Source organism: Actinokineospora sp. NPDC004072 (assembly GCF_053604195.1).
Genome location: NZ_JBSGHB010000006.1, coordinates 56,284 through 82,572 on the forward strand (window position 1 = coordinate 56,284; position 26,289 = coordinate 82,572).

General features: G+C 73.7%; 30 protein-coding genes. 10 read left to right on the forward strand and 20 right to left on the reverse strand.

The window, feature by feature from the left end; genetic code table 11:
* Positions 1 to 203: 203 nt before the first annotated feature.
* Positions 204 to 923, reverse strand: coding sequence for a maleylpyruvate isomerase family mycothiol-dependent enzyme (locus ACWEPX_RS10975; RefSeq protein ID WP_451896941.1), 720 nt, complete (start codon positions 921 to 923; stop codon positions 204 to 206).
* 150 nt (positions 924 to 1,073) lie between these two features.
* On the opposite strand from ACWEPX_RS10975, the gene ACWEPX_RS10980 reads away from it, so the two are divergent.
* Positions 1,074 to 1,784 (forward strand): hypothetical protein, encoded by a 711-nt coding sequence (locus ACWEPX_RS10980; protein ID WP_451896942.1) that lies wholly within the window; start codon positions 1,074 to 1,076, stop codon positions 1,782 to 1,784.
* A gap of 38 nt (positions 1,785 to 1,822) precedes the next feature.
* Here the strand turns inward: ACWEPX_RS10980 and ACWEPX_RS10985 are convergent, their stop codons facing one another.
* Genes ACWEPX_RS10985 through ACWEPX_RS11000 form a run of 4 tightly spaced genes read right to left on the reverse strand, consistent with a single transcriptional unit; the run spans position 1,823 to position 3,421 of the window.
* A complete protein-coding gene (locus ACWEPX_RS10985; protein ID WP_451896943.1) occupies positions 1,823 to 1,993 on the reverse strand; it encodes a hypothetical protein in 171 nt (56 codons plus the stop codon).
* Positions 1,994 to 2,014: 21 nt separating this feature from the next.
* Positions 2,015 to 2,491: a hypothetical protein gene (locus ACWEPX_RS10990; RefSeq protein WP_451896944.1), complete on the reverse strand. Its 477-nt coding sequence runs from the start codon at positions 2,489 to 2,491 to the stop codon at positions 2,015 to 2,017.
* A gap of 59 nt (positions 2,492 to 2,550) precedes the next feature.
* Positions 2,551 to 2,958, reverse strand: a complete 408-nt coding sequence (locus ACWEPX_RS10995) for a hypothetical protein (RefSeq protein ID WP_451896945.1) — start codon at positions 2,956 to 2,958, stop codon at positions 2,551 to 2,553.
* A gap of 4 nt (positions 2,959 to 2,962) precedes the next feature.
* A complete protein-coding gene (locus tag ACWEPX_RS11000; protein ID WP_451896946.1) occupies positions 2,963 to 3,421 on the reverse strand; it encodes an NAD(P)H-dependent oxidoreductase in 459 nt (152 codons plus the stop codon).
* Between the two features lie 85 nt (positions 3,422 to 3,506).
* Here ACWEPX_RS11000 and ACWEPX_RS11005 point away from each other — a divergent pair, with 85 nt between their 5' ends.
* A complete protein-coding gene (locus tag ACWEPX_RS11005) occupies positions 3,507 to 3,836 on the forward strand; it encodes a PadR family transcriptional regulator (protein ID WP_451896947.1) in 330 nt (109 codons plus the stop codon).
* On the forward strand, positions 3,833 to 4,966 hold the full coding sequence (locus ACWEPX_RS11010; protein ID WP_451896948.1) for a hypothetical protein: 1,134 nt from the start codon (positions 3,833 to 3,835) through the stop codon (positions 4,964 to 4,966). The genes ACWEPX_RS11005 and ACWEPX_RS11010 overlap by 4 nt, the downstream gene beginning before the upstream one ends.
* Here ACWEPX_RS11010 and ACWEPX_RS11015 read toward each other — a convergent pair.
* On the reverse strand, positions 4,911 to 5,396 hold the full coding sequence (locus tag ACWEPX_RS11015) for a gluconokinase (protein ID WP_451896949.1): 486 nt from the start codon (positions 5,394 to 5,396) through the stop codon (positions 4,911 to 4,913). The two genes, ACWEPX_RS11010 and ACWEPX_RS11015, sit on opposite strands and share 56 nt — an antisense overlap.
* A gap of 66 nt (positions 5,397 to 5,462) precedes the next feature.
* Here ACWEPX_RS11015 and ACWEPX_RS11020 point away from each other — a divergent pair, with 66 nt between their 5' ends.
* Entirely contained in the window at positions 5,463 to 6,152 is a 690-nt protein-coding gene (locus ACWEPX_RS11020; protein WP_451896950.1) for a FadR/GntR family transcriptional regulator, read from the forward strand.
* Between the two features lie 10 nt (positions 6,153 to 6,162).
* On the forward strand, positions 6,163 to 6,702 hold the full coding sequence (locus tag ACWEPX_RS11025; protein WP_451896951.1) for a copper resistance CopC family protein: 540 nt from the start codon (positions 6,163 to 6,165) through the stop codon (positions 6,700 to 6,702).
* A gap of 6 nt (positions 6,703 to 6,708) precedes the next feature.
* Here the strand turns inward: ACWEPX_RS11025 and ACWEPX_RS11030 are convergent, their stop codons facing one another.
* The gene (locus tag ACWEPX_RS11030) at positions 6,709 to 8,250 is read right to left on the reverse strand and encodes a deoxyguanosinetriphosphate triphosphohydrolase family protein (RefSeq protein ID WP_451896952.1); all 1,542 of its coding nucleotides are present in this window, start codon (positions 8,248 to 8,250) and stop codon (positions 6,709 to 6,711) included.
* Positions 8,251 to 8,305: 55 nt separating this feature from the next.
* Between ACWEPX_RS11030 and ACWEPX_RS11035 the strand changes: the two genes are divergently transcribed.
* Both ACWEPX_RS11035 and ACWEPX_RS11040 read left to right on the forward strand, forming a co-directional pair.
* Entirely contained in the window at positions 8,306 to 9,439 is a 1,134-nt protein-coding gene (locus ACWEPX_RS11035) for a lycopene cyclase family protein (protein ID WP_451896953.1), read from the forward strand.
* 86 nt (positions 9,440 to 9,525) lie between these two features.
* Positions 9,526 to 11,217, forward strand: a complete 1,692-nt coding sequence (locus tag ACWEPX_RS11040) for an EAL domain-containing protein (protein WP_451896954.1) — start codon at positions 9,526 to 9,528, stop codon at positions 11,215 to 11,217.
* Positions 11,218 to 12,132: 915 nt separating this feature from the next.
* On the opposite strand, the gene glmS is transcribed toward ACWEPX_RS11040, so the two are convergent.
* From glmS to ACWEPX_RS11095, 11 genes are read right to left on the reverse strand one after another with little or no spacing between them, the layout of a single operon-like run.
* On the reverse strand, positions 12,133 to 13,953 hold the full coding sequence (gene glmS, locus ACWEPX_RS11045) for a glutamine--fructose-6-phosphate transaminase (isomerizing) (RefSeq protein WP_451896955.1): 1,821 nt from the start codon (positions 13,951 to 13,953) through the stop codon (positions 12,133 to 12,135).
* A gap of 11 nt (positions 13,954 to 13,964) precedes the next feature.
* Entirely contained in the window at positions 13,965 to 14,222 is a 258-nt protein-coding gene (locus ACWEPX_RS11050; protein ID WP_451896956.1) for a hypothetical protein, read from the reverse strand.
* 30 nt (positions 14,223 to 14,252) lie between these two features.
* Entirely contained in the window at positions 14,253 to 14,825 is a 573-nt protein-coding gene (gene mug, locus ACWEPX_RS11055) for a G/U mismatch-specific DNA glycosylase (protein ID WP_451897199.1), read from the reverse strand.
* A gap of 39 nt (positions 14,826 to 14,864) precedes the next feature.
* Entirely contained in the window at positions 14,865 to 15,215 is a 351-nt protein-coding gene (locus ACWEPX_RS11060; protein ID WP_451897200.1) for a metal-sulfur cluster assembly factor, read from the reverse strand.
* Positions 15,216 to 15,247: 32 nt separating this feature from the next.
* A complete protein-coding gene (gene sufU, locus ACWEPX_RS11065; protein ID WP_451896957.1) occupies positions 15,248 to 15,688 on the reverse strand; it encodes a Fe-S cluster assembly sulfur transfer protein SufU in 441 nt (146 codons plus the stop codon).
* A complete protein-coding gene (locus ACWEPX_RS11070; protein ID WP_451896958.1) occupies positions 15,688 to 16,980 on the reverse strand; it encodes a cysteine desulfurase in 1,293 nt (430 codons plus the stop codon). The genes sufU and ACWEPX_RS11070 overlap by 1 nt, the downstream gene beginning before the upstream one ends.
* 43 nt (positions 16,981 to 17,023) lie before the next feature.
* Positions 17,024 to 17,797, reverse strand: coding sequence for a Fe-S cluster assembly ATPase SufC (gene sufC / locus ACWEPX_RS11075; protein ID WP_451896959.1), 774 nt, complete (start codon positions 17,795 to 17,797; stop codon positions 17,024 to 17,026).
* A 19-nt stretch (positions 17,798 to 17,816) separates the two neighbouring features.
* Entirely contained in the window at positions 17,817 to 18,131 is a 315-nt protein-coding gene (locus ACWEPX_RS11080) for a non-heme iron oxygenase ferredoxin subunit (protein ID WP_451896960.1), read from the reverse strand.
* Entirely contained in the window at positions 18,128 to 19,273 is a 1,146-nt protein-coding gene (sufD, locus tag ACWEPX_RS11085) for a Fe-S cluster assembly protein SufD (RefSeq protein ID WP_451896961.1), read from the reverse strand. The genes ACWEPX_RS11080 and sufD overlap by 4 nt, the downstream gene beginning before the upstream one ends.
* Complete coding sequence (sufB, locus tag ACWEPX_RS11090) at positions 19,274 to 20,716, reverse strand: Fe-S cluster assembly protein SufB (RefSeq protein ID WP_451896962.1); 1,443 nt, start codon at positions 20,714 to 20,716, stop codon at positions 19,274 to 19,276.
* On the reverse strand, positions 20,713 to 21,486 hold the full coding sequence (locus ACWEPX_RS11095) for a helix-turn-helix transcriptional regulator (RefSeq protein WP_451896963.1): 774 nt from the start codon (positions 21,484 to 21,486) through the stop codon (positions 20,713 to 20,715). Before ACWEPX_RS11095 ends, sufB begins: the two co-directional genes overlap by 4 nt.
* Positions 21,487 to 21,594: 108 nt before the next feature.
* Between ACWEPX_RS11095 and mptB the strand changes: the two genes are divergently transcribed.
* From mptB to ACWEPX_RS11110, 3 genes are read left to right on the forward strand one after another with little or no spacing between them, the layout of a single operon-like run.
* Complete coding sequence (gene mptB, locus ACWEPX_RS11100; protein WP_451897201.1) at positions 21,595 to 23,181, forward strand: polyprenol phosphomannose-dependent alpha 1,6 mannosyltransferase MptB; 1,587 nt, start codon at positions 21,595 to 21,597, stop codon at positions 23,179 to 23,181.
* A gap of 11 nt (positions 23,182 to 23,192) precedes the next feature.
* Positions 23,193 to 24,104, forward strand: a complete 912-nt coding sequence (locus ACWEPX_RS11105; protein WP_451896964.1) for an ABC transporter ATP-binding protein — start codon at positions 23,193 to 23,195, stop codon at positions 24,102 to 24,104.
* A gap of 53 nt (positions 24,105 to 24,157) precedes the next feature.
* On the forward strand, positions 24,158 to 24,865 hold the full coding sequence (locus ACWEPX_RS11110; RefSeq protein ID WP_451897202.1) for an ABC transporter permease: 708 nt from the start codon (positions 24,158 to 24,160) through the stop codon (positions 24,863 to 24,865).
* Here ACWEPX_RS11110 and ACWEPX_RS11115 read toward each other — a convergent pair.
* Entirely contained in the window at positions 24,849 to 25,697 is an 849-nt protein-coding gene (locus tag ACWEPX_RS11115) for a GNAT family N-acetyltransferase (RefSeq protein WP_451896965.1), read from the reverse strand. The genes ACWEPX_RS11110 and ACWEPX_RS11115 overlap by 17 nt on opposite strands.
* A 31-nt stretch (positions 25,698 to 25,728) precedes the next feature.
* Positions 25,729 to 26,151 carry a helix-turn-helix domain-containing protein gene (locus ACWEPX_RS11120; RefSeq protein ID WP_451896966.1) on the reverse strand — a complete coding sequence of 141 codons (423 nt, stop codon included), beginning with the start codon at positions 26,149 to 26,151 and terminating at the stop codon, positions 25,729 to 25,731.
* Between the last annotated feature and the right edge of the window lie 138 nt (positions 26,152 to 26,289).

Below are 26,289 nucleotides of genomic sequence, written 5' to 3' on the forward strand. Positions count from 1 at the left end.
TGGGACCTCTCGTGGAGCAGACCGGCCAGCGGTCACCCCGCTCCCGGTCGCAGGGACTCCGCGATCGCGCAGTCACGCGATCACGCTCCGGAGTGTAAGGTCGCTGATCAGCGCAGGCACACCGACGAATATGGGTTACCCGTGGGTAGTTCCCGGGATTCCTTGCCAATTGCCAAGGTGATCGCGGCGCAATTCGCCGTAAATCAGAACGGGGTGCGCGCCAGGAAGTCCGCGAGGACCGCGCGCTCGCCGAAGACCTCGACCCGCTCCGGCGGCAGGCGGCGCAGCAGCACCAGCAGCAGGTCCATCGCGGGGCCGCGAACCGCGGCGCTGGCCTTGGCGTGGCCCGGCTCGCACACCAGGCCCGCGCCGTCGTGGCGCAGCGTCCATTCGCCGTCGGTGTCGGTCGCGTGCAGGTGCAGGGTGCGGTCGCCGTCGAGCGCTGGCGCGTTGCCGCCCACCAGCAGCGACAGCCACTCCGCCACCCCGTCGGCGGCGAGCGCCGGGTCCTCGGCCACCGGCCTGCCCAGCGCCAGCAGGGCGTCCGCGCGGTGCACCAGCACCTCGTGCAGCCGCCTGCGGACCCACCACCCCGCGGGCCGCGGGCCGATGAACGTCCACACAGGAACGTCGGGGTCGGCGTCGACGGCGGCGCGCAGCAGGCCCGGCCCGGCCGCCACCCAGTCGACGGCCGCCGCGTGGTCGGCGGGCGGCTTGCCGTCGGGCACGTCCTTGGACTCCACGCGGTCCTCGGCGCGGGTGGACACGATCGTGGCCGCCCACCGGTCGCCACGGCCGACGTGGGTCAGCAGCTCGCGCAGCGTCCACCCCGGGCAGGCGGGCACGGGGGTCGCCGGGTCCGCGTCCGCGAGCAGGTCGGCGAAGGCGCGGTTGCGCTCGGTGAACGCGGCGGCGGTGTCCATGCGCCCCACCCTATCCGCTGTGATCAACGATACGCCCGGGGATTCCCGAGGCCCGCACCCGGCGCGATCGTCCTCGGCGGACCGGCAGCCCGCGGTGATCTCCGCCGAACGATGGCCACCCGAATGGGGGAAGGGCTACGGTAGGGACCCGTGTCGGATCCAGTGCCCAAGTTCCCGCCCCGGCCCAGTGACCAGGGGGCGCTGATCGTCAGCTCCCTGCCCGACCACCTGCCGCCCACCCTGCGGACCGCGCCGGTCGCCGCGCCGCGCCCGCCCCGCCGCAGGCGCGGGCCGGTGCTCGCGGGCGGCGCCCTGGCCGCGGCGCTGCTGGCGGGCGGGGTCGTCTGGTGGACCACCACGCCGCAGCCGCAGGAGCCCGCGCCGCCGCCTGCCGCCCCGGCCGCCGAGTTCGTCTTCGCCCGCGCGCCGGAGACCCCGCAGGCGGTCCTCGACAGCGACTGCTCGGCCCACGCCTACGGCAAGACCAGGGAGTTCCTCCAGGACACCCCGTGCGCGCAGCTCTCCCGGGCCCTGTTCACCACCACGACCGCCGACGGCCGCACGGTCCACACCTCGGTGGCGGTGGTGCGCATGCGCGACGCCGACGCCGCGGCCCGCCTCGGCGACCTGGTGCGCGCCGACGGGACCGGCAGCGTCAACGACGTCCTGCGCGACGGGATCGCCACCGTGCCCGGCCTGCCCCGGCTCAGCCGCGGCGGATTCGCCGCCACCGTGCTCGACGCCCACGTCATCATCGCCGAGTCGGACACCGCCACCCCGCTGGCCGACCCGGCCGCGCACGTGGCGGAGATGAAGCGGGTCAGCGCCGAGGCGCTGGAGCTGGGCGTCGGCCTGGGCTGAAAAGCCGGGAGCCCACCCGGCCCGGGTGGGCTCCCGGCTCAGTCGCGCTTGGTCAGCAGGTTGGGTCCGAGGATCTTGCGAGCGATCCGGCGGGCCATGCTCTTGGGCGGCTTCGGTGGCTGGGGTGGGGTCGGCAGGGTCCCTGCCAGGCGGATGCGGACCGTCGGGGCGTCATGGGCGGTGGCTGGCTCGGGTGCGCTGGCCGTCATGGCCCCGATCTTGCCAAATCCTCAGCAGAAGGAGTCCATCCGGTCCAGTGCGTCGGAGGTCTTCTCCCGGTTCTCCGGCGTGTCGCCGCCCTCCAGCGAGGCCAGCAGGTCCCGGCCCGCCTCCTGGCACTTGGTCAGCTCGCCGACCTTGGTCTCGGCGATCCGCTTGTCCTCCTCGGCGCCCGCGAGGGCGTCCTCGGCCGCCTTCACCTTCTTCTCGCTGGCCGCCAGCGAGCCCTCGCTGCGGGTCAGGCTCTCCTGGGTGGCGGTGTGGTCGCCGCGCTCGATGATCCACAGCGTGGCGAAGGCGCCCGCGCCGAGCACGCCCAGCACCAGCAGCACGACCAGGACGACGACCGGCCCGCGGCCGGACTTGGCCGGGGCGGGCGCGGGCGGCTGCGCGCCGTACTGGCTGTACTGCTGTCCCCCCGCGGGCGTGGCGAGGCCCTGGTACGGCGTCGATGCCGGGTAGCCGGACTGTTCCGGTCCGTAGGTCATGGATCCCCCTCTGGCTGGCTCCGCACCCTGAGATGGCGGTGCGGGGCCGTCGGTTCCGCTCAGTAGTGGTCGCCGCCGAAGAACATCTCCTCCAGCTGGTCCCCGGTGCCCGCCAGCAGCGCCAGCGGCTCGGTGAACTCGTGGATGTCCAGCGTCGCCAGCGGCAGCGAGTGGCGCAGCACCACGTGCTCGCCCATGATCGCCGCCCCGCAGGCGATCGTGGCGTGCCCGATCTCGGTCAGCAGCGCCTTCAGGTCCACCTCGGCCGCCTTGCCGATCGGCGTGGCGATCTGCACCCACTCGTGCTGCTTGTCCAGGACCTCGCGCACCAGGATCACCACCTGGGTGCGCTCGTCCTCCTCGTTGTAGTGCTCGAAGTCGAACAGGATGCGGATCTCGTCCGCCTCCTCGCTGAGCACCTCGTACTCGTCGCGCACGTACTCGGCCAGGTCGGCCCATGTCGCCATGTGATCATGCTATCGAGACGCCTGCCGGTTCCAGCGCCGCGAGGGTTGCACACAACCCGTCCAGGTCGGCTCGGTGCTGCGGCAGGAACGCGGTGGGCAGCGCCCGCGGGCCGAGCGCGGGGCGGATGGCGTGGTCGAGCACCCGCGCGTGCGCCGAGCAGGCGCCGACGGCGACCGGCAGCACGGGCGCGGTCGGCGACAGCAGCTCGACGAGCCCCTTGAGCAGGCCGCTGGTCGAGGACCGGGTGACGGCGGCGACCACCACCACGGCGTCGACGCGGCCGGCGCGCAGGTCGGCGAGCATCGGGTGGTCGGCGTCGCCGGTGAGCACCGCGAGCGTGGGCAGGTCGCGCACGCCCACGACCCGCACGTCCTGCCCCGTCGCGCGCAGGTGGGCGGCCGCGTAGTCGGCGTACGCGGCCGCGGTGGCCGAGCCGCCGGTCAGGATGAGGATGGACGCCACGCCGACCAGCCTCCCCCGCCGCGCTGACAGCGCGCCGACGCGCGCCCCTGGCGCCAATGCATCGGGAGCCGATATATTCCGCCGCATGAGCGTTCGCGGGATGTCGGAGCAGGCTTTCCTGGTGCTGACGGCGCTGGCCGAGGAGCCCCGCCACGGGTACGCGGTGGTCCAGGCGGTCGAGGCGCTGTCCGATGGCCGGGTGCGACTGGCGATCGGCACGCTGTACGGCGTGCTGGACCGCCTGGTCGCCGACGGCCTGGCCGAGCGCGACCGCGAGGAGGTCCACCAGGGCAGGCTGCGCCGCTACTACCGGGTGACGGATGCGGGCGCCCGCGCGCTGGCCGCCGAGGTGGCGCGACTGCGGGCCAACGTCCGGGCCGCCAGCGCGGTGCTGCGGGCGAGGACCGCCCGGTGACCCGGCTGGAGCGCCGCTACCGCGCGCTGCTGGCGGTCCTGCCACGCCGGTACCGGGCCGAGCGCGAGGAGGAGATGGTCGCCAGCTTCCTCGACAGCAGGCACGGTAACCGCGGTGACGACCGCGGCGACAGCCGTGAGGACGGCCGCGGTGACGACCGTGAGGGCGACCGTGAGAGCGACCGCGGCGACGGCCGTGAGAGCGACCGTGAGAGCGACCGCGGCGACGACCGTGAGAGCGACCGCGGCGACGACCGCGGTGACGGCCGTGAGGGCGACCGCGGTGACGGCCGTGAGGGCGACCGGGGTGACGACGACGGTAACGGCCGCGATGACGGCCGCGGTAACGAGCGCGGTGAAGGTCGTGAGGGCGGCCGTGAGGGCGACCTCGACGCGGAGTACGGCTGGCCCGGGTGGGCCGAGACCCGCGCGACGCTCGCCCTGGCCGTCCGCACGCGGCTGACCGGGCGGGCGCGGGAGGCCGCGCGGCTGGCGGGGCTGTTCGGCCTGCTGCTGGGCGTTGCGATGGCCGCGTACTCGGTCACCTCCGCGGTGCGCGCCCAGCCCGTGGTGTCACTGTGGACACTCGTCGCCGTGACCTCGGCGGGCGCGCTGGTCGCCGCGGCGCGCGGGGCGTGGACGGAGGCGCGGCTGCTCGCCGCGGTCCCGGCGCTGCCCGCCGCGGTGGCGGTGGCGGTGGCCTTCCCGCCCGCCGACCCGCCCTGGCAGCCCGCGTTGGCCGCGGCCTTCTTCCTCCCGGCTGCGGCCACGGCGGTGTTCCTGGTCGCGGCGGTCCCGCGCAGGCCGGGCGCGCGGTGGCTGTGGGCGGGCGCGGTGGCCGCCGCGGTCGGCGCGCTGCTGCCGCTGGCCGGCATCGACCCGCTGACCTGCGCGCCCGCCGCGCTGCTCGGGGCGGCCGCGGTCGGCGGGAGTCGCGTGTGGACGGACGCGGTGGCGCTGTCGGCCGCGGTCCTGCTCCCGCACGCCGCGCTGCTGGCCGCGCTGCCCGGGACCGCGCCGCGCCCGCTGCTGGTCGGGCTGGCCGCCGCGGCCGCGCTGGCCGCGCTGGCCCCGCTCAGGCGGCGAGCCGCGCCGCGACCTGCGCCACGATCCGGTCGGCTGGCTCGGTGACCTCGACGGTGAGCCCGGGCTCGTCGGGGCCCAGCGGCTCCAGGGCGGCGAACTGGGAGTCCAGCAGCGACGGCGGCATGAAGTGGCCGCTGCGCCCGGCCATCCGCCCGCGGATGACCTCGCGGGTGCCGTGCAGGTGCAGGAACCAGGCCGGGCCGCCCGCGCGGAGCTGGTCGCGGTAGGCGCGCTTGAGCGCCGAGCAGGTCACCACCCCGCCGGTGCCCGCGTGCTCGCCGATCCACGCCGCGATCGCGCGCAGCCAGGGCAGGCGGTCGGCGTCGGTGAGCGGGATGCCGGACTCCATCTTGGCGATGTTCGCCCGCGGGTGGAACTCGTCGGCCTCGGCGTAGGGCACGCCCAGCTCCGCGGCCAGCGCCGTGCCGACCGTCGTCTTGCCCGACCCGGCCACGCCCATCACCACGACCACCATTCATCCGCCTTCCCGAGCGCACAAGTACGACCAATTCAATCACTCCACCGGGTAGATTTCCCGCCCATGACCAACGGCATGCACGCGCGGGTGCTGGCCGAGCTGGGCGCCGAGATCGTCTCCGGGGCCCTGCCGCCGGGGTCGGTGCTGCGGCTGGAGGGCCTGCAGGCCCGCTTCCGCGTCTCCCGCACCGCGGCGCGCGAGGTGGTGCGCGTGCTGGAGGCCCTGCGCCTGACCAGCAGCAAGCGGCGGGTGGGGATCACCGTGCGCGAGCGCGACGAGTGGAACCACTACGACCCGCTGGTGATCCGCTGGCAGCTCGACGGCCCGGGCCGGGTGGCGGCGCTGCGCGCGCTGACCGAGCTGCGCCACGCGGTCGAGCCGACGGCGGCCCGCTGCGCGGCGGTCCGGGCCACCCCGCAGCAGCGCGCCGCGCTGCGGGCGCTGGCCGGGCGGCTGGCGGGCGCGACCGACGACCTCGCCGCGTTCCTCGACCACGACACCGCCTTCCACGACCTGGTGCTGCGCGCGTCGGGCAACCCGATGTTCACCCAGCTCTCCGCGGTGGTGGCCGAGGTGCTGCGCGGCCGGACCGGCCACGGCCTGATGCCCGACCGCCCCGACCCGGCCGCGGTGGCCCTGCACGCGACCGTCGCCGACGCGATCACCGCGGGCGATGCCGACCGCGCGGAGGCCGCCATGCGCGCGATCCTCGTGCAGGCCCACCGGGAGGTGGCGGAGCTGGTCCCGGACTAGAGTCCGGCGCGTGTCCCGAATCACACTGGTGATCGCCGCCGCGGCGGCCCTGCTGCTGGCAGGCGCCCCCGCGGCGACCGCGCACGTCGAGCTGGCGTCCAGCGACCCCGCCGACGGCGCCACCCTGGGCAGCGCCCCCACGACCGTGACGCTGGCGTTCACCGGCCCGGTCCTGGCCAACCCGGAGTCGGTGAAGATCACCGCCCCGGACGGCACGGCCTGGGCGGTGTCCGATGTGGAGACCGCGGGCGGGAAGGTGACGGCCGCGGTCGAGGCGGCCGGTCCGCCCGGCGTGCACGGCATGAGCTACCGCGTCACCTCCGACGACGGCCACGTCCTGACCGGCACGATCCGCTTCACGCTCAGCGGGCCCACCACCACTCCCCCGACGACCACTCCTCCAACGACCACGGCCGTCCCGACCACCACGATCGCGGTCGAGCCGGTGGCGGAGGCGCGGGACGGTGGCGGCTTCCCGGCGTGGGCCTGGGCGCTGATCGCCGCGGGCGTGCTGATCGTGGGGTTCGCGGTGGCCCGCAGGCGGCGGTGACGCCGGTCAGAGCACCAGCGCGTCCGACCAGAACCGGCTCTCCCGGCCGCTGAGGGCGTCGAGCAGGGCGACGGTCTGGCCGTCGGTGAGCGAGGCCACGAAGTCGATCACCGCGCGCCCCCTGGCCAGCGCGGGCACGCTGACCTCGCGGTCGCCCCCGGCGCCGACGAGGGTGTGCGGGTGCTCCTTGGCCAGCGAGCTGTACTCGGCGTGCGCGAGCTCGACCAGGTCGTAGAGCCTGCGCGGGAGCCGGTCGGCCTCGTACGGGTCGGCCAGCCACTCGTCGAGCGCCTCCACCAGCGAGGTCAGCAGCCGCGCCTGGCCGCGCTGGTGCAGGGCGAGGTCGGGGCGCAGCAGCACGAACCGGCGGTGCACGAACTTGAGCACCTGCACCTCGTGCCACTGCTCGCAGGCCAGCAGCACGTGCCCGGAGCGCGTCGGCGGGTCGGCGAGCACGTGCACGCCCGCGACCAGCCGCCGGGTCCACCCGGTGGAGAACGCGCCGAACGCCTGCTCGGCGGCGACCGAGCCGTCGAACGGGACGGCGAGCAGGGCGTCGACCAGGTTCTCCCGGACCCGGGTGACGGCGGCGGCGAAGGCGTCGTCGTCGACCATCCAGGCGTCGCGCAGGTGCAGGCGGCGGCGCAGCGCCTCCAGCGAGCGGCCGGGGCGGCGGCGGTCGGCGGCCAGCTCGGTGTCCGAGAGCCGGGCGAACTCCGCGCGCCCGCGCTCCCACTGGCTCAGCTCCGCCGAGACCGGCGCGTGCTGGAGGACCCCGATGCGGTGGAAGTCCTCCAGGTCGTGGATGGCGTAGGCGATGTCGTCGGCGTTGTCCATCACCGAGGACTCGACGGTCTGCTGCCAGTCGGCGATCTTCCCGGCGAACGGCGCCCGGCAGTCGAGCAGGTCGTCCAGCTCGGTGACGTAGGCGGAGAACTTCGCCGAGCCGGTGCCCGGCGCCTCCGGCGGCTCGGCGGCCCCGCGCGGCGGGTCGGCCATCGCCCTGGGGTGCGGGTCCGGGTGGGTCAGCCGGGTCCACGGGTACTTGAGCACCGCGGCGCGCACCGCGGCGGTCAGGTCCAGCCCGGCGGCGTTCGGGCCGCGGGTGTCGGTCGTGGTCACGATCCGGAAGCTCTGCGCGTTGCCCTCGAAGCCGTCGGGCAGGCCGAAGCGGTGCCGGGCCAGCCGGTCGAGCACCTGCTCGCCGAGGTGGCCGAACGGCGGGTGGCCGAGGTCGTGGGCCACCGCGGCGGCCTCGACCACGTCCGGGTCGCAGCCGCCGAGGTCCTCCAGCAGCGGCGCGAGGTCGGGGTCGGCCCCGATGCGCTCGGCGATCGCCCGCGCCACCTGGGCGACCTTGAGGCTGTGGGTGAGCCGGTTGTGCAGCAGCCCCGACCCGCCCGCCGTCACCACCTGCGTCACCCCGCCCAGGCGGGCGAAGAACGGCGAGGCGACCAGCCGGTCCCGGTCGCCGCGGAACGGCGTGGCGGCCAGGTCGCCCGGGGCGGTCCCGGGGTCGCGGCGCCCGGCGCGGTCGTGTTCGGACATGCCGGTGAGCCTATTCGGCCCCCGGCCACCTGGACCGGCGTGGTGGAATCTCGCCGTGGCGGTGGACGTGGTCATCGCGGGCAGCGGCCCGGCCGGGTGGGCGCTGGCCCGCGCCTGCGCCCGGCGCGGCCTGGCGACGACGCTGGTGGCCCCGCACCCGGACGTGCCCTGGCTGCCGACCTACGGCCTGTGGGCCGACCAGGCCGTCGACCTGCCGGTCCCCCCGCTGGTGGTGACCGGGGTGCGGGCAGGCGGGCGGCCGGTCGACCGCGCGTACGCCGTCCTCGACAACGCCGCGACCGTCGCCGCGTACGCCCGGGGCCGCACGCCGGTGGTGCGGGACAAGGCCGTGGGCGTGACGAGCACGGCCCGGGGCTCGGTGGTCCACCTCGACTCCGGGGGCGAGATCGAGGGCGCGGTCGTCATCGACGCGACCGGGCACGGCCGCAAGCTGACCGGTGGCAGGCCGACGGGGCCGCGGGCCGAGCAGTCCGCCGTCGGCGTCGTGCTGCCCGCCGAGCTGGCCGCCCCGCTCGTGCCCCCGGGCACGGCGGTGTTCATGGACGACTGGGACACCGCCGACGGCCTGGCGACGTTCCTCTACGCCGTCCCCCTGCCCGGTGGGCGCACGCTGGTGGAGGAGACGTCCCTGGCCGCGCGGCCCGGGGTCCCCGCCGACGTGCTGCGTGCCCGGCTGGCGCGGCGGCTGGCCGCAGCCGGGATCACCGCGCCCGACGACGCCCGGACCGAGCGCGTGCGCTTCCCCCTGGACCTGCCGGTGCGGACCGGGACGGGACCGGTCGCGTTCGGCTCGGCGGCGGCGATGGTCCACCCGGCCACCGGCTACAGCGTCGGCGACGCGCTGGTCACCGCGCCCGCCGTGGCCGAGGCCATCGCGCGGGCGCTGCCCGGTGGCCCGCTCGCCGCCGCGGCCGCCGCGCGGGCGGCGATCTGGCCGCGCAGCGCCCGGGTGGTGCACGCGCTGCGCAGGCACGGGCTGCGCGCGCTGCTGGCGATGCCCGCCGAGCGCGTGCCCGAGTTCTTCGCCGGGTTCTTCGACCAGCCCGCCGCCCGGCAGCGGGCGTTCCTCACCGGCCGCGCCGACCTGGCGGGCACCGCCGCGGCGATGGGCGCGATCTTCGCCGCGGCCCCGTGGCCGATCCGCAGGCGGCTGGTCGCGCTTCGCTGAACCCGCGGCGGGGCGTGGGACAAAGCTCCGTGAACAGCTGGTGACGAAACCACCGGAACCCGCGGCTCGGGGGCACACTGTCGGCCGTGACCGTGGTGCCGGACGTCAGCTTCGCGTTCCAGCCATTGCTCAGCACCCGCACCGGCGAGACCGTGGCGGTGGAGGCCCTGGCCCGCCCCGCGGACGGCACGATCTACGACCTGCTGCGCCAGGCCGGGAAGGCGGGCAGGCTCACCGAGACCGACATCTCGCTGGCCAGCGGCGCCCTGCTGGCCGCGGCCGGGCACAGCGGCGCGCTGCCGGTGCACGTCAACGTCCTGGCCGCCACCGCGACCCGCGCCGACGAGCTGATCCGCTTCCTGCGCCCCGCGCTGGCCCGCTGCGGACGGCACCCGCACGACGTGGTCCTGGAGATCACCCCGCCGTTCAGCCGCGTGCACCGCGCCGCCCTCGTGCGCGGCGTGACCACCCTGCGCGAGCAGGGCTTCCGCATCGCCTTCGACTCCCTCGGCGACGGCGACCTCCCGCTCACCCTGCTCACCGACCTGCGCCCGGACCTGCTCAAGGTCGACGCCCAGCTCATCGGCGGCCTGCCCGACGACGAGGCGTGCCTTGCGGTGGTGGAGCTGCTGGCCCAGTTCTGCGCCCGGGTCGACGCGCGCCTGGCCGCGGTCGGGGTGGACAACGAGGACCAGCTGCTGTGCCTCAACCGGGCGGGCGTGCGGCTGGCGCAGGGCAACCTGCTGGCCACCCCCAGCCGGGAGGGCGTCCCCGCCCAGCTCCCCCGCCCGGTGGCCGAGATCATCGAACTGCACGCGACGACGACCGCGGAGGGCACCGGCGTCCCGATGGTCGCCGACTTCCTGCGCCCGGCGTCCACCCTGCCCGCCGACGCCCCCGCCGAGGCAGCCCGCGAACGCTTCGCCGACGACCCGACGGTGAACGGGATCGTGCTGGTGGACCCGGACGGCAAACCGGTGTCGACGGTGACCCGCAGCCGCTTCCTGCTCGCCGTCACCGGGCTCTACGGACACGCCCTCAACGCCAAGCGGCCCGCCGCCCGCCACGGCGAGCCGTCCCGAGTCATCGGCATCGACGCGACCGGGCTGCAACTGCTGGAAGCGGTGGACGACGCGGAATGGGACCGCTCTGGGGAAGACATCGTCGTTGTGGACGCTGGTGGGGTGTGCCAGGGGGTCGTACGGCTGGGAGAGGTTGTCCGCGCGGTGGCGGCGGCTCGGATTGAGCAGGCGGCTGCTTTGAATCCGCTGACGCGGCTGCCGGGGAGCGACGTGATCGACCGGGAGATCGACCGGCGCATCCGGCGCGGGGAGATGTTCGTGGCGGCTTGGCTGGATGTGGACTCGTTCAAGGCGGTGAACGACTCCGTGGGGTTCGCGGCTGGGGACGACTTGATCCGGGCTATCGGGCGGGAGTTGGTGCGAGCTCAGGCGGAGTTGGGTGGGGTGCGGGTGGGGCATGTGGGTGGGGATGACTTCTTGGTGGTTGCTGAGGTGGATGAGATCGCTGCTGTGGTGGGGCGGGTGGTGGATCGGGCTTGGGTGGTGGAGGGGGTGCGGGTGAGCGTGTCGTTGGCTTCGGTGGTGTGCGGGGTGGGGTCGGTGGGGTCTTATCGGGAGGTGTCGCGGGTGTTGGCTGGGGTGAAGCGGCGGGCTAAGGCGGTGGAGGGGTCTAGTTGGGTGGTGGGTCGGGTGGGGAGTTCTCGTGTGGAGGTGTTGCGGGGGGCTTCGGGGCGAGTGTCGTCTGTGGTTGGGTGACGCTGCTTGGGGGATGCTGGTTGGGGGCGCGGATTGCCCGGCTTCGTGGGCGCGGGGTTGCGCGCTTTGGGTGGTGGTTGCGCGGCTTGCGTGGGTGGTCCGATGCGGTGAACTCGCATTCGCGGGGACCCCTAAGCGAAACGCCGCTTGGGCGTGAAGGCGGTGAAGGCGGGCGGAGCCCGTTCACGCCCTCGCGAGTTTAGCGGCGTTTCGCTCCCCGCGAATGCGAGTCCACCCCATCGGACAGGCTTGGTGGGGCGGGTTGCCTTGGTTTGGTGGTTGCGCTGCTACTTCTTTCCCTCTTCCCGCATCCTTCCTCCCGCATCCCACCTCCCTCTTGGCAGCATCCCACTTCCCGCTTCGTCCCCGCTTCCCGCCTTCATCCCCGCTTCCCGCTTCATCCCCCACTTCCCGCTTCGTCCCCGCTTCCCGCCTTCATCCCCGCTTCCCGCTTCGTCTCCCGCTTCCGCTTTCCTTCCCCGCATCCTTCTCCCCCTTCCGCCTCCCGCATCCCACTTCCCCTCCCCCACTTCCTGTCTCCCCTCCCCCACTCATGCCTCTCCTCGCTCCCGCTTCCCTCCCTGGTCCCCGCTTCCTTACCCGGCTTCCCTTCTCTCGCGTCCTTCCCCGCGCCCCTCTTCCCGCTTCCCGGTTCCCTCCCTGGTCCCGCTTCCCCTCTCTCGCTTCCTCCCCCGCGCCCCTCTCACCGCTTCTCGCTTCCCTGTCCGGTCCCGCCTCCCGCCACCTTCCCCGCTTCCCTCTCCCTGCTTCCTGCTTACCGCCTCTCGCCCCCGCTTCCCGCCTCTCGCTTCCCGATACCCGCCCCTCGCTCCCCTCTCCCCGCCTCTCGCTTCCCGGTCCCGCCTCTCACTTCCTGCCCTCGCTCCCCCTCCCCCTCCCCTCCCCCGCTCCCCCTCACTCCACGGTGACGCTCTTCGCCAGGTTTCGTGGTTTGTCGATGTCTCGGCCCAGGGATTTGGCTGTGTGGTAGGCGAGGAGTTGGAGGGGGATGGTCAGGGCGATGGGGTCCAAGGCTGGTTCGCCTGGGGGGACTTGGATGATGGCGTCGGCGGCTGTGTCGGGGAGGGTTGTTGTGGTTACGGCGATCACGGGGCCGCCGCGGGAGCGGATTTGTTCTATTGTGGACAGGTTCTTGGCCACCAGGTCATCGTTGGGGATGAGGATGATGGTGGGCATCGATTGGTCGATCAAGGCGATGGGGCCGTGTTTGAGTTCGGCGGATTGGTAGGCCTCGGCGTGGATGTAGGAGACCTCCTTGAGCTTCTGGGCGCCTTCGCGGGCGGCGGGCCAGGCGGAGACGCGGCCTAGGAAGAACATGTTCCTGGCCGTGGCGTAGCGGGCGGCGATGGCGGCGATCTCGGGTTCGGCGGCCAGCACGGCCTCGATGCGGGCCGGGAGGGCCTGCAGGCCCTCGACGATGCGGGCGCCCGCGGCGGCGGAGAGGTCGCGGACGCGGCCGAGGAGGAGGGCCAGCATGGCGAAGGAGACGCCCATCGTGGTCACGGCCTTGGTCGAGGCCACCGAGATCTCCGGGCCAGCATGCAGGAAGACGCCGCTGCCGCACTCGCGGGCGATGGCGCTGCCCACCACGTTGACCGCGCCCATCACCCGGCCGCCCTTGCGGCGCAGCTCCTGGACGGCGGCGAGGGTGTCGAGGGTTTCGCCGGACTGGCTCACCGCGACGTACAGGGTGTCCGGGTCGACCACGGGGTTGCGGTAGCGGAACTCCGAGGCGGGTTCGGCGTCGGCCGGGATGCGGGCCAGGGACTCGACCAGGTTCGCGCCGATCTGGCCCGCGTAGTAGGCCGAGCCGCAGCCGAGGAACTTCACCCGGCGGATCGAGCGCAGGGTGATCGGGTCCAGCTCCAGGCCGCCGAGGTGGGCGGTGGCGAAGCGGGTGTCGAGGCGGCCGCGCAGGGCGCGGCGGACGGCCTCGGGCTGCTCGGCCATCTCCTTGCTCATGAAGTCCGGGTAGCCGTCGAGGCCGTACGAGCCCGCCTCCACGTCGACGGTCGTCGGCGTGCGGGTCGTCGTCTGGGAGTCCAGCGTGCTGGTGCGGTACTCGGCCGCCTTGACGGTCGCAACCTCGCCGTCGTCGAGGAACACCACCCGCTGCGTGTGGTGGACGAGGGCGGCCACGTCCGAGGCGACGAACATCTCCCCGTCGCCGACGCCGAGGACGATCGGGCTGCCGTTGCGGGCCACCACCAGCTCGTCCGGCCGGGTGCGGTCGAGGACCACCAGGCCGTAGGTGCCCTCGACGTGCCGCAGCGCGGCGCGGACGGCGTCCTCCAGCGGCCCGGCGTCCACGGCCGCCGCGATCAGGTGGGCCAGCGCCTCGGTGTCGGTGTCGGAGGCCAGCGCCACGCCCTCGGCGGTGAGCCGGGCGCGCAGCTGCTCGGCGTTCTCGATGATCCCGTTGTGCACCACCGCGATCCGGCCCGATGCGTCCAGGTGCGGGTGGGCGTTGCGGTCGGTCGGCTCACCGTGGGTGGCCCAGCGGGTGTGGCCGATGCCGGTGGTGGCCGTGCCGGGCAGGTCCAGCTTGGCGCGCAGGTCGCGGACGCGGCCCGCCACCTTCGTCACCGCCAGCTTCCCGCGCCGGGGCACGGCGATCCCGGCCGAGTCGTACCCGCGGTACTCCAGCCGGTGCAGCCCCTCGACCAGCACCGGCGCCGCCGGCCTGCTCCCCACGTATCCCACGATCCCGCACACCGGCGGCTCCTCTACCCGTAGACGATCCGGCGAAGCTGCCGCTCCGACAGCGGACCGGCCGCGAACGGCCGCTCGGCCACCTCGGCGGCGATCGCGGTCCAGATCTCGGCGTTGCGGCGCTGCCTGCTGCGCAGCTCGGCGTGGCGGCGGCGGACGAACTCCTCGACGGTCTCGTCGTAGTACGCCACCACGTCGGCGACCACCCGGGCGGCCACGGCGGGCGGCAGACCGGTGCTCTGGGCCACGTGCCGGACTAGCGGGTCGGTCACAGAGCCGACCCTGTCACCTGCGGACGGGGTTCAGCAACTTTCCTGCCCGAATTCGGGCAAGGACTGCCGCAAGGCGCGGAACTCGGCCGCGAGCGCGGGCAGCTGGTAGTGGGCGTTGAGGCCGCTGGGGTTGGGCAGGACCCACACGGCGGCCGGGCCGACCCGCTCGTCGCGCCGCCCGACCCGCGCGTCCGGGATGCCGAAGGCCACCCGGTAGGCCGTCACGCCCACGACCGCGACGACCTTCGGCTCGTACTGCTCGACCAGGGCGCGCAGCCGCTCCCCGCCCGCCACCAGCTCAGCGCGCGTCAGCTCGTCGGCGCGCGCGGTCGCGCGGGCCACCAGGTTCGTCACGCCCAGGCCGAAGCCGGGCAGCAGGTGCTGCTCGGCCGGGCCCAGCAGCCGGGGGGTGAACCCGGAGCGGTGCAGCGCGGGCCAGAACCGGTTGCCCGGCCGCGCGAAGTGGCAGCCGGTCGCCGCCGAGTACAAGCCCGGGTTGATGCCGCAGAACAGCACCGCGAGCCCGGGCGCGACGACGTCCGGGACGGTCCGGTCGCGGGCGGCGGCCAGGTCGGCTCGGGTGGGACGGGGCACGTCGACCATGCCACCACCGAAGTCGATCACCACGCCACCGCTGCGGTGCTAGACGGTGAAGCCGAGGGCGCGCAGCTGCTCGCGGCCGTCCTCGGTGATCTTCTCCGGGCCCCACGGCGGCATCCACACCCAGTTGATGCGGAAGTCCGAGACGATCCCGCCGCCCGCGCCGCCGGTCAGGGCCGCGCGCGTCTGGTCCTCGATGACGTCGGTCAGCGGGCAGGCCGCCGAGGTGAGCGTCATGTCGATGGTGGCGGTGTTGTCGTCGTCCACGCGGATGTCGTAGACCAGCCCGAGGTCGACGACGTTGATGCCCAGCTCGGGGTCCACCACGTCGCGCATGGCCTCCTCGACGTCGTCGAGGCTGGCCTTGTCGGCGCGCGGGGCGATCTCGGGCATGCCCGCCGCGCCGCGCTCCACGGTCTCGTCCGTCACGCTCGTCCTCCGGTCTTGGCCAGCGCGTCCTTGAAAGCCATCCAACCAAGCAGCGCGCACTTCACCCGCGCGGGGTACTTGGCGACACCCGCGAACGCGATGCCGTCCTCCAGCACGTCCTCGTCCGGCTCCACCTGGCCGCGGCCCTGCATCAGCTCGACGAAGGCGTCCATCGTGGACAGCGCCGCCGCCACCGGGCGGCCCACCACCAGGTCGGTCAGCACCGAGGTCGACGCCTGGCTGATCGAGCAGCCCTGCCCCTCGTAGGAGACGTCGGCGACCTCGTCCCCGGCGAGCTTGACCCGCAGCGTCACCTCGTCCCCGCAGGTCGGGTTGATCTGGAAGGACTCGGCGTCGAACGGCTCGCGCAGGCCGCGCCCGTGCGGGTTCTTGTAGTGGTCCAGGATGATCTCCTGGTACATCTGCTGCAGCTGCATCACGCCACCCCGAAGAAGCGCTGGGCCGCCCGCACGCCGTCGAGCAGCGCGGCGACGTCGTCGAGGTCGTTGTAGAGGTAGAAGCTCGCCCGCACGCTGGCGGGCACCCCGAGGCGCCGGTGCAGCGGCCAGGCGCAGTGGTGCCCGACCCGGACCGCGACGCCCGCGTCGTCGAGCACCTGGCCCGCGTCGTGCGGGTGGATGCCGTCGACCACGAACGACACCGCGCCGCCGCGGTCGGCCACCTCGCCTGCGCCGTCCAGCGCCGGGCCGAGCACCCGCACGCCCGGGATCTCGGCCAGCCCGGCCAGCGCGGCCACGGTCAGCGCGTGCTCGTGCTCGGCCACCCGCGCCATGCCCACCGCGTTGAGGTAGTCCACCGCCGCGCCCAGCCCGACGGCCTGCGAGGTCATCGGCACGCCCGCCTCGAACCGCTGCGGCGGCGGGGCGAAGGTGGACCGGGCCATCTCGACCATCTCGATCATCGACCCGCCGGTCAGGAACGGCGGCATCGCGCCGAGCAGCTCGCGGCGGCCGTAGAGCACGCCGATGCCGGACGGGCCGAGCATCTTGTGCCCGGAGAAGACCGCGAAGTCCACCCCGAGCGCGGCGAAGTCGACCGGCGCGTGCGGCACCGACTGGCAGGCGTCGAGCACCGTCAGCGCGCCGACGGCCTGGGCCTTGGCCACCAGGGCCGCGACCGGGTTGACCGTGCCGAGCACGTTGGACTGGTGGGTGAACGCCACCAGCCGCGTGCGCTCGGTGATCAGCTCGTCCAGGGCCGACAGGTCCAGCCTGCCCCCGTCGGTGACGCCGAACCAGCGCAGGGTCGCCCCGGTGCGCTGGGCCAGCTGCTGCCACGGCACGAGGTTGGCGTGGTGCTCCATCTCGGTGACCACGATCTCGTCGCCGGGGCCGAGCACGAACCGCGCCGACTCCGGGCCCGCGGTCGCGGCGTTGCCCATGGCGTAGGCCACCAGGTTGATGCCCTCGGTCGCGTTCTTGGTGAACACCACCTCGTCGGCGGTGACGCCGATGAACGCCGCGATCCGCGCGCGGGCGGACTCGTAGGCGTCGGTCGCCTCCTCGGCGAGCTGGTGCGCGCCGCGGTGCACCGCGGCGTTGTGCTGCTCCAGGAACGCGCGCTCGGCGTCGAGCACCTGGCGCGGGCGCTGGGAGGTGGCCCCGGAGTCCAGGTACACCAGCCGCTTGCCGTCGCGGACGGTGCGCCCCAGGATCGGGAAGTCCGCGCGCAGCGCGGCCACGTCCAGGGGTGCGGTCACCGCGGTCATCGCCACCTCCTCATCACTCTCATCACTGCCTGGTGGTGCAACGTCAGGACGCGCTCGCGGCTTCCTGCTTGCCGGTGTACTTCACGTAGCCCTCGGCCTCCAGCTGCTCGGCCAGCTCCGAGCCGCCGGACTCGACGATGCGCCCGCCAGCGAAGACGTGCACGAAGTCCGGGGTGATGTGGCGCAGGATCCGGGTGTAGTGGGTGATCAGCAGCACGCCGGACTCCCCGGAGGCGCGGAAGCGGTTCACCCCGTCGGAGACCACGCGCAGGGCGTCGACGTCGAGGCCGGAGTCGGTCTCGTCCAGGATGGCGATCTTCGGCTGGAGCAGCGCCAGCTGCAGGATCTCGTGGCGCTTCTTCTCCCCGCCGGAGAAGCCCTCGTTGACGCTGCGCTCGGCGAAGGACGGGTCGATCTCCAGCTCGCCCATCGCCGCCTTGACCTCCTTGACCCAGGTCCGCAGCTTGGGCGCCTCGCCGCGCACGGCGGTGGCCGCGGTGCGCAGGAAGTTCGACATCGACACCCCCGGCACCTCGACCGGGTACTGCATGGCCAGGAACAGGCCCGCGCGGGCCCGCTCGTCCACGCTCATCTCCAGCACGTCGTCCCCGTCGAGGGTGACCGAGCCGGAGGTGACCTCGTACTTCGGGTGCCCGGCGACGGCGTAGCTCAGCGTCGACTTGCCCGACCCGTTGGGGCCCATGATCGCGTGCGTCTCGCCCGCCTTCACGGTCAGGTCGACGCCCTTGAGGATCTCCTTGGGCCCTTCCTCGGTGGCGACCGAGACGTGCAGGTCCTTGATTTCCAGGGTGGCCATTGCGGCTTCTACTCCAAAGTCAGTTCTTCGTGGTGGTGACGTCGACGTGCACCTCGCCCGCGACCACGGTCACGGGGTAGACGTCGACGGGTTCGGTCGCGGGCGGCGCGGACGGCCTGCCGGTGCGCAGGTCGAAGCACGACCCGTGCAGCCAGCACTCGATGCCCTTGCGGGTCACCTCGCCCTCCGACAGCGCCAGCTCGGCGTGCGAGCACTCGTCGCGCAGGGCGTGCACCTCGTCGCCCTGGCGCACCAGCACCACGGCCACGTCGTCGACCTCGACGGCCAGCGGCTTGCCGTCGTCGAGGTCGGCCATCGCGCACACGCGGGTCATACCCCGACGACCGCCAGCTCGGCCTCGATCGCGGCCTCCAGGCGCTCGCGCACCTGCGGGACGTCGATCTTCATCAGCAGCTCGTGGAAGAACCCGCGCACCACCAGCCTGCGGGCCTGGTCCTCGGGGATGCCGCGCGCCTGCAGGTAGAACAGCTGCTCGTCGTCGAAGCGGCCGGTCGCCGATGCGTGGCCCGCCCCGGCGATCTCGCCGGTCTCGATCTCCAGGTTCGGCACCGAGTCGGCGCGGGCGCCGTCGGTGAGCACCAGGTTGCGGTTGAGCTCGTAGGTCTGGGTGCCCTCGGCCGCCGCGCGGATCAGCACGTCGCCGATCCAGACGGTGTGGGCGCCGTCGCCCTGCAGCGCGCCCTTGTAGACCACGTTGGACGTGCAGTTGGGCACGGCGTGGTCGACGAAGGTCCGGTGCTCCAGGTGCTGGCCCGCGTCGGCGAAGTACAGCCCGGACATGTCCACCTCGCCGCCGGGCCCGGCGAACGCGGCCGTCGGCGAGACCCGCACGAGGTCGCCGCCGAGGGTGACCACGATGTGCTTGAGCAGCGCGTCGCGGCCCAGCGATGCGTGGTGCGCCGAGACGTGCACCGCGTCGTCGGCCCAGTCCTGGATGGACACCACGGTCAGCTTCGCGCCGTCGGCGAGCACGAACTCCACGTTGTCGGCGTAGACGCCGGAGCCGCGGTGGTCGAGCACCACGACGCCCTCGGCGAACAGCTCCGCGCGCACCTGGATGTGCCCGTAGGCGACCTGGCCCGCGCCGGGGCCGGTCACGGTGACCGTGGTCGGCTCCGAGGCCCGGGTCTCCCCGGGCACGGTGACCACGGTGGCCGCGGTGAAGCTGGAGTACGCCTGCGCGGCGATCCGGTCGGCGGGCACGCCCGCCGCGCCGAGCCGGGCGTCGTCGCGGCCGACGGTCTCCACCCGGACCTCGGGGGCGGCGGCCACCTCGACGCCCGCCGACCCGGTGGCCGCGGCGCCGGTGTGCAGGCCCGCGAGCCGCTTCATCGGCGTGAAGCGCCAGATCTCCTCGCGGCCGGAGGGGGTCTCGAACGCCTCGACGTCGTAGGAGGTGAACCAGTCGGCCCGCGACGACTCGGGCGCGACCGGCTTGTCGACAGAGACGGTCATTTAGCCGACCGCTCCTTCCATCTGCAGCTCGATCAGTCGGTTCAGTTCCAGCGCGTACTCCATCGGCAGCTCGCGCGCGATGGGCTCGACGAACCCGCGCACGACCATCGCCATGGCCTCGTCCTCGGTCAGGCCGCGCGACATCAGGTAGAACAGCTGGTCGTCGCTGACCTTGGAGACCGTGGCCTCGTGCCCCATCTGCACGTCGTCCTCGCGGATGTCGACGTAGGGGTAGGTGTCCGAGCGGCTGATCTGGTCGACCAGCAGCGCGTCGCACTTGACCGTGGACTTGGAGTTGTGGGCGCGCTTGTTGACCTGGACCAGGCCGCGGTAGGAGGTGCGGCCGCCGCCGCGGGCCACCGACTTCGACACGATGGTCGAGGAGGTGTGCGGGGCCATGTGGACCATCTTCGCGCCCGCGTCCTGGTGCTGGCCCTCGCCCGCGAAGGCGATCGAGAGGACCTCGCCCTTGGCGTGCTCGCCCATCAGGTACACGGCCGGGTACTTCATGGTCACCTTGGAGCCGATGTTGCCGTCGACCCACTCCATCGTCGCGCCCTCTTCGGCCTTGGCGCGCTTGGTGACCAGGTTGTAGACGTTGTTCGACCAGTTCTGGATGGTCGTGTAGCGGCAGCGGCCGCCCTTCTTGACGATGATCTCCACCACGGCCGAGTGCAGCGAGTCCGACGAGTAGATCGGCGCGGTGCAGCCCTCGACGTAGTGCACGTACGCGCCCTCGTCGACGATGATCAGCGTCCGCTCGAACTGGCCCATGTTCTCGGTGTTGATCCGGAAGTAGGCCTGCAGCGGGATCTCCACGTGCACGCCCGGCGGCACGTAGATGAACGACCCGCCGGACCAGACGGCGCCGTTGAGCGCGGAGAACTTGTTGTCGCCGTGCGGGATCACCGAGCCGAAGTACTCCTGGAACAGCTCGGGGTGCTCGCGCAGGCCGGTGTCGGTGTCGAGGAAGATGACGCCCTGGCGCTCCAGCTCCTCGTTGATCTTGTGGTAGACGACCTCGGACTCGTACTGCGCGGCGACGCCTGCGACCAGGCGGGCCTTCTCCGCCTCCGGGATGCCCAGCTTGTCGTAGGTGTTCTTGATGTCCTCGGGCAGGTCCTCCCAGGACTGGGCCTGCTTCTCCGTGGAGCGCACGAAGTACTTGATGTTGTCGAAGTCGATGCCCGAGAGGTCGGCCCCCCAGGACGGCATCGGCTTGCGATCGAAGAGGCGCAGCGCCTTGAGCCGGGACTCCAGCATCCACTCCGGCTCGGACTTCTTCGCGGAGATGTCCCGCACGACGGCCTCGGAAAGGCCGCGCTGCGCACTCGCCCCCGCGGTGTCGGCATCGGCCCAGCCGTACTCGTAGCGCCCGAGCGTGGCAAGGGTCTCTTCCTGCGAAAGCGGCGTGGTGGTGCGCTGCTCGGCAGCGGCAGTCATTCGGACTTCCCTCCATCCGGAACCGGTGGTGCGGTGTCTAGCGATGGGGCGGCCGTCCCCGCGGCGGGCTCGCGCCCAGCCGCCTTGGCGGGCGGCAGCGGGACGTGGGTCGTGCAGACCGCGTCCCCGTTGGCGATGGTCGCCAGGCGCTGCACGTGGGTGCCCAGCAGCGCTGCGAACGCCGCCGTCTCCACCTCGCACAGCTCGGGGAACTCGGCGGCGACGTGCGCCACGGGGCAGTGGTGCTGGCACAGCTGCTCCCCGGCGCCGACGCTGCGGGTCGAGGCAGCGTAGCCCTCCCTGGTCAGCGCCGTGGCCAGGGCCTCGGCCCGGGCCGCGGGATCGGCTTCCCCGGTCACCGCGGCGCGGTGGCGGTCGACCAGCGTCGCCACCCGCCGCTCGGCGAAGGCCCGCACCGCCGCCTCCCCGCCGTTCTCGGCGAGGAAGCGCAGCGCGGCGATGGCCAGGTCGTCGTAGGCGTGGCCGAAGCGGGCCCGGCCCGCCTCGGTGAGCAGGAAGAGCTTGGCCGGGCGTCCGCGGCCGCGGTCGCCGCGGCGGGGGGCGTCGCGGGTGGCGGCCTCCCCCTCGGCGACCAGCGCGTCCAGGTGCCTGCGGACGGCGGTCGGGCTCAGCCCCAGCGCCTCGGCGATCGCCGCCGCCGTGATCGGGCCCTGCTCCAGCAGCAGGCGGGCGACACTCTGCCGAGTGCGCCCGTCGTGCTGCCCCGGACCCCCGTCAGGGGTCCGCGGAGCGGGAGCCGTCTTTTTCACAACACAAGTGTGTCGTATTTCGTCGGCGGCGGCAAAGGCGGGGTGAGCGGAGTCACCGGAGAACGCACGAACGGGTCTATCCAAGTCCCCCGATACTCTCACGCCGTGGTGGCGGGAGACACGGATCGGCGCGGAGCAGCGGCTCCGGCCACGGGACTGAACAGCGCGGAGCGCAAGCAGCTCGACGTGATCCGCCGGTTCGGCACCGTCGGCGCGCTGCTGCTGCTGCTCGGCTCGCTGGGGGCGGGCGCGGCCCCGGTGTTCAACCCCGTCCTGCGGCTGCCGGTGCTCAGCCTGTTCAGCCGCATGACCACGGTGTCGATCGCCGTGGGCTTCACCGGCGTGTTCATGCTCGTCCTGGCCTGGCTGGCGCTCGGTCGGCTGTCGCGGCCCTCCCGCGAGCGGGTGGTGTCGCTGCCGCAGATGGCGCGCACCCTGGTCATGTGGATCACACCGCTGGTGTTCGCGGTGCCCAGCTTCAGCCGCGACGTCTACAGCTACCTGGCGCAGAGCGAGATCGCCGCGCTGGGCATGGACCCCTACACCCAGGGGCCCGCCCAGGCCCTCGGCGTGGACCACCCGCTGACCAAGGGCGTGCCGACGGTGTGGCGGGAGACCCCGTCGCCGTACGGGCCGCTGTTCCTCTCCGCAGGCCGGATCGTCAACTGGCTCACCGGCGGGCACGTGGTGTGGGGCGTGGCCATGCACCGGCTGCTGGCCCTGATCGGCCTGGCGATGATCATCTGGGCGCTGCCCCGGCTGGCCCGCCGCTTCGGCGTGCACCCGGTCAGCGCGCTGTGGCTGGGCGCTGCCAACCCGCTGGTGCTGTTCCACCTGGTCGTCGGCGTGCACAACGAGTCGCTGGCGATCGGGCTCATGCTGGTCGGCTTCGAGCTGGCGCTGGCCAGGATGCCGTGGGTCGGCCCGGACGGGCCGTTCCCGCCGCTGCAGCCCGGCGAGCTGATGGGCTACGCCGTCGGCGCCGCGGTGATCACCCTGGGCGCGGCGGTGAAGATCCCGGCCGCGCTGGCGCTGGGCTTCCTCGGGGTGATGATCGCCCGCAGGCTCGGCGGCAAGTGGCGGCACCTGTTCGCCGCCGCGGGCGGGCTGTTCGTGGTGTTCGCCGTGGTGCTGACCGCGGCGTCGCTGGGCAGCGGCCTGGGCTACGGCTGGGTGGCGACGCTGAACACCGCGGCCACCATCAAGAGCTGGCTGGCCCCGATGACCGCGCTCGGGTTCGCCGCTGGCGGGCTGGGCATCCTCATCGGCCTCGGCAACCACATGGACGCGGCGATCACCGTCAGCCGGGTCGTCGGGTCGGTGATCGGGCCGCTGATCGCGGCCAAGCTGCTCTTCGACAGCTTCCGCTGGAAGCTGCGCCCGCTGACCGGGCTGGGCGTCGCGCTCGGCGCGGTGCTGGTGTTCGGGGCGACCGTGCAGCCGTGGTACCTGCTGTGGGCCGCGGTCCCGCTGGCCGCGGCGGCGGGCGACACCAAGTTCCGGGTGGTGGCGACCGGGATCAGCGTCGTGCTCGCGGTCGTGCTGAACACCACCGGCTCGCCGTTCGACGGGCGGACCTTCCAGCTCCCGTACGCCTACATCGCGGCGATCATCGCCACCGGCCTGGCGGTGCTGCTGGCGCGCAGGCACCTGATTGGCCTGCCCGCGAACCGCGTGACCCCCGGCACCGCTTAGGCTTCCAGCCTGTGAGCGAGTCCGCCGTCGAGGTCTCCGACGTGGTCAAGCGCTTCGGGCCGACGACCGCGGTGGCTGGGGTCGACCTGAGGCTGCCGCGCGGCCAGGTGCTGGCCCTGCTCGGGCCCAACGGCGCGGGCAAGACGACCACCGTGGAGATGTGCGCGGGCTTCCTGCGCCCGGATTCCGGCGTCCTGCGGGTGCTGGGCATGGACCCCCGCGCCCGCGCCCTGCGGCCGCGCGTCGGCGTGATGCCCCAGGGCGGCGGGGCCTACCCGGGGGTGCGGGCGGCGGAGATGCTGCGCCTGGTGGCCGCGTGCGCGCGGCAGCCGCACGACCCGGACTGGCTGCTGGACGTGCTCGGGCTCACCGGGGCGGCGCGGACGCCGTACAAGCGGCTCTCCGGCGGCCAGCAGCAGCGGCTGTCGCTGGCCTGCGCCCTGGTCGGGCGCCCGGAGCTGGTCTTCCTCGACGAGCCGACCGCGGGCCTGGACCCGCAGGCCCGCCGCCTGGTCTGGGACCTGGTCGCGGCCCTGCGCGCCGACGGGGTGAGCGTGCTGCTGACCACCCACCTGATGGACGAGGCCGAGGCGCTGGCCGACCAGGTGGTGATCATCGACGGCGGCCGGGTCGTCGCCGAGGGCACGCCCGCCGCGCTCACCACCGACGGCCAGCTGCTGCGCTTCCGCACCCGCCCCGGCCTGGACCTGACGCTGCTGACGGCCGTGCTGCCCGAGACCTGCGCCGTGGCCGAGCCCTCGCCCGGGGCCTACCTGGTCACCGGCGAGGTCGACCCGCAGGTCGTCTCGGCGGTGACGGCGTGGTGCGCCCAGCAGGGCGTGCTGGCCGAGGAGCTGCGGGTGGGCAGGCGCAGCCTGGAGGACGTCTTCCTGGAGCTGACCGGACGGGAGCTGCGGTCGTGACCTTCCCAGCGGGCACCTTCACCCCGGCCCCCGGCGCGGGCAGGCCGCTGCGGATGCTGTGGGCGCACGCCCGCACCGAGGCCACCCTGACGCTGCGCAACGGCGAGCAGGTGCTGCTGACCCTGCTCATCCCGCTGGCCCTGCTGATCGGGCTGACCCTGGTGCCGGTGATCGAGCTGCCGGAGCCGCGGGTGGCCGCCGTGACGCCGCGGGTGCTGGCGCTGGCGGTGCTGTCCTCGGCGTTCACCGGGCAGGCGATCGCGCTGGGCTTCGACCGCCGCTACGGGGTGCTCAAGCGGCTGGCGGCCACGGCCCTGCCGCGCTGGCTGCTCGTGCTCGGCCGGGTGGTCGCCGGGCTGGTCGTGGTGGCCGTGCAGGCGGTGGTGATCTCGGTGGTGGCCCTGCTCATGGGCTGGTCGCCGTCGGGTCTGCTGTGGATGGTGGCGCTGCTGGCCCTGGGCACGCTGTGCTTCGGCGCGCTGGGCGTGCTGCTGGGCGGGGCGCTGAAGGCCGAGGTCGTGCTGGCGCTGGCCAACGTCGTGTGGTTCGTGCTGCTGCTGGCCGGCGGCATCGTCGTCGCCACCGCCGACCTGCCCGGCGGCATGGCGTCGGTCGTGGCGCTGCTGCCGTCCGCGGCGCTGACCGACGGGCTCACCACGGCCCTCGCAGGCGGCACCCCGCCGCTGTCGGTGTGGCTCACCCTCACCGCGTGGGGCGTCGCCGCGGGCGCGCTGGCGACGCGGACTACCCGGCTGACCTGACGTAGGTGGCGTTGCGGGCGTATTCGGTGAAGCCCAGGCCCCGGTAGAGCGCGAGCGCGCCCGGGTGGGCGGGCGGACTGTCCACGGGGTACACGACCGCGGTGTCCGCGCCGTGGTCGCGCAGGGCGTGCATGGCGGCGAGGCAGACCGCGCGGCCGAGCCCGCGCCCGCGGTGGTCGGGGTGGGTGCCGACCGGTTCGAGCTCCCCGACCCGATTGCGCTCGTCGAGCCAGATAAGGCAATTCGCCGCGTATGCACCGTCCGGGGCGACGGCGACCCAGTCGAGTTCGGGCCGGTAGGGCCAGGTCGCCATGACGTTGCGGTAGCTCTCCTCGGTGACCCGCGAGGGATGCCACACCACCCGGTGCACCGCGACCCGCTGGGTGACATCGGTGCTGGGTTGGACGGTGTAGCCCGGCGGCAGCACGGGTTCGGGCAGGTCGGCGAGGTCCCTGCGGTGGTAAATGTTGGCGGGGTCGTCGGTGCGGGTGTAGCCGTTGCGCTCCAAGGCTTCGGCCAGGCGCGGGTCGGCGGTGGTGACCGTGCGGCGCGCGGCGGTGGCGGTCTCGGCGAACCAGGCGAGGACCTCGTCGGCGAGCGCGGGGTCGGCGGTGGCCAGGGCGAGGTGGCCGGGCAGGTGGACCCACCCCCAGGCGACGACCTCCCCGTCGCGCTCCCAGAGCGCGGTGGGCCACTCCGGCTCGCGGCCGGTGTGCTGGGTGCGCTGCCAGGCCAGGTCGCCGATGTGCCAGTCGCCGGGCCACAGGTGCTGGACCAGCTCCTGCATCCTGCGGAGGTCGGCGGGACCGCGGTAGGGACGGGAAGGCGCCATGCGCCCAGCTTCCCCACCGGCGCAAGCGGATTCAGCCGGACTGCTTGCCCGCGCCCCGCTCGATCTCGCGCACCCGGATGGCCATCTCCAGCAGCGCGGCGCGGCCCGCCTCGGACAGCTCGCCCGCCCGCATGGCGATGGCCCGGACCTGGCTGTCGCGCCAGGCGGCGACCAGGTCGAGCTGCTCATCGATGCGCGCGGACTCCGCGTCGTCGCTGAAGTAGGTGATCGGCACGCCGAAGAACTTCGCCAGGGCGGCCAGGTGCCGGAAGCTCGGGTTGTCCCGGGTGCCCCGCCGCCACGCCGAGACGGCGCTGTGGGTCAGCTCGACGTTCTGCTCGGCGCGGATCGCCGCGGCGATCTCCTCGTTCGTGTACGGCCCGCGCCCAGCCGGGTGCACGGTGGCCACCAGGCGGTTGAGCTTGGCGGCCAGGCTGCCGGTCCCCAGTTCCATGACACCCCTCCCGGTGGCGCTCGACAAGCGTCGAGCACACCCACCGGCAATTGCACCAGTGTTGAAACCCCTGCACAAGAAGTATAGGTTTAGGCGCGAGGGGTGGCGCTACCGCCGGACGGCCCGTTGGGGGGAGCG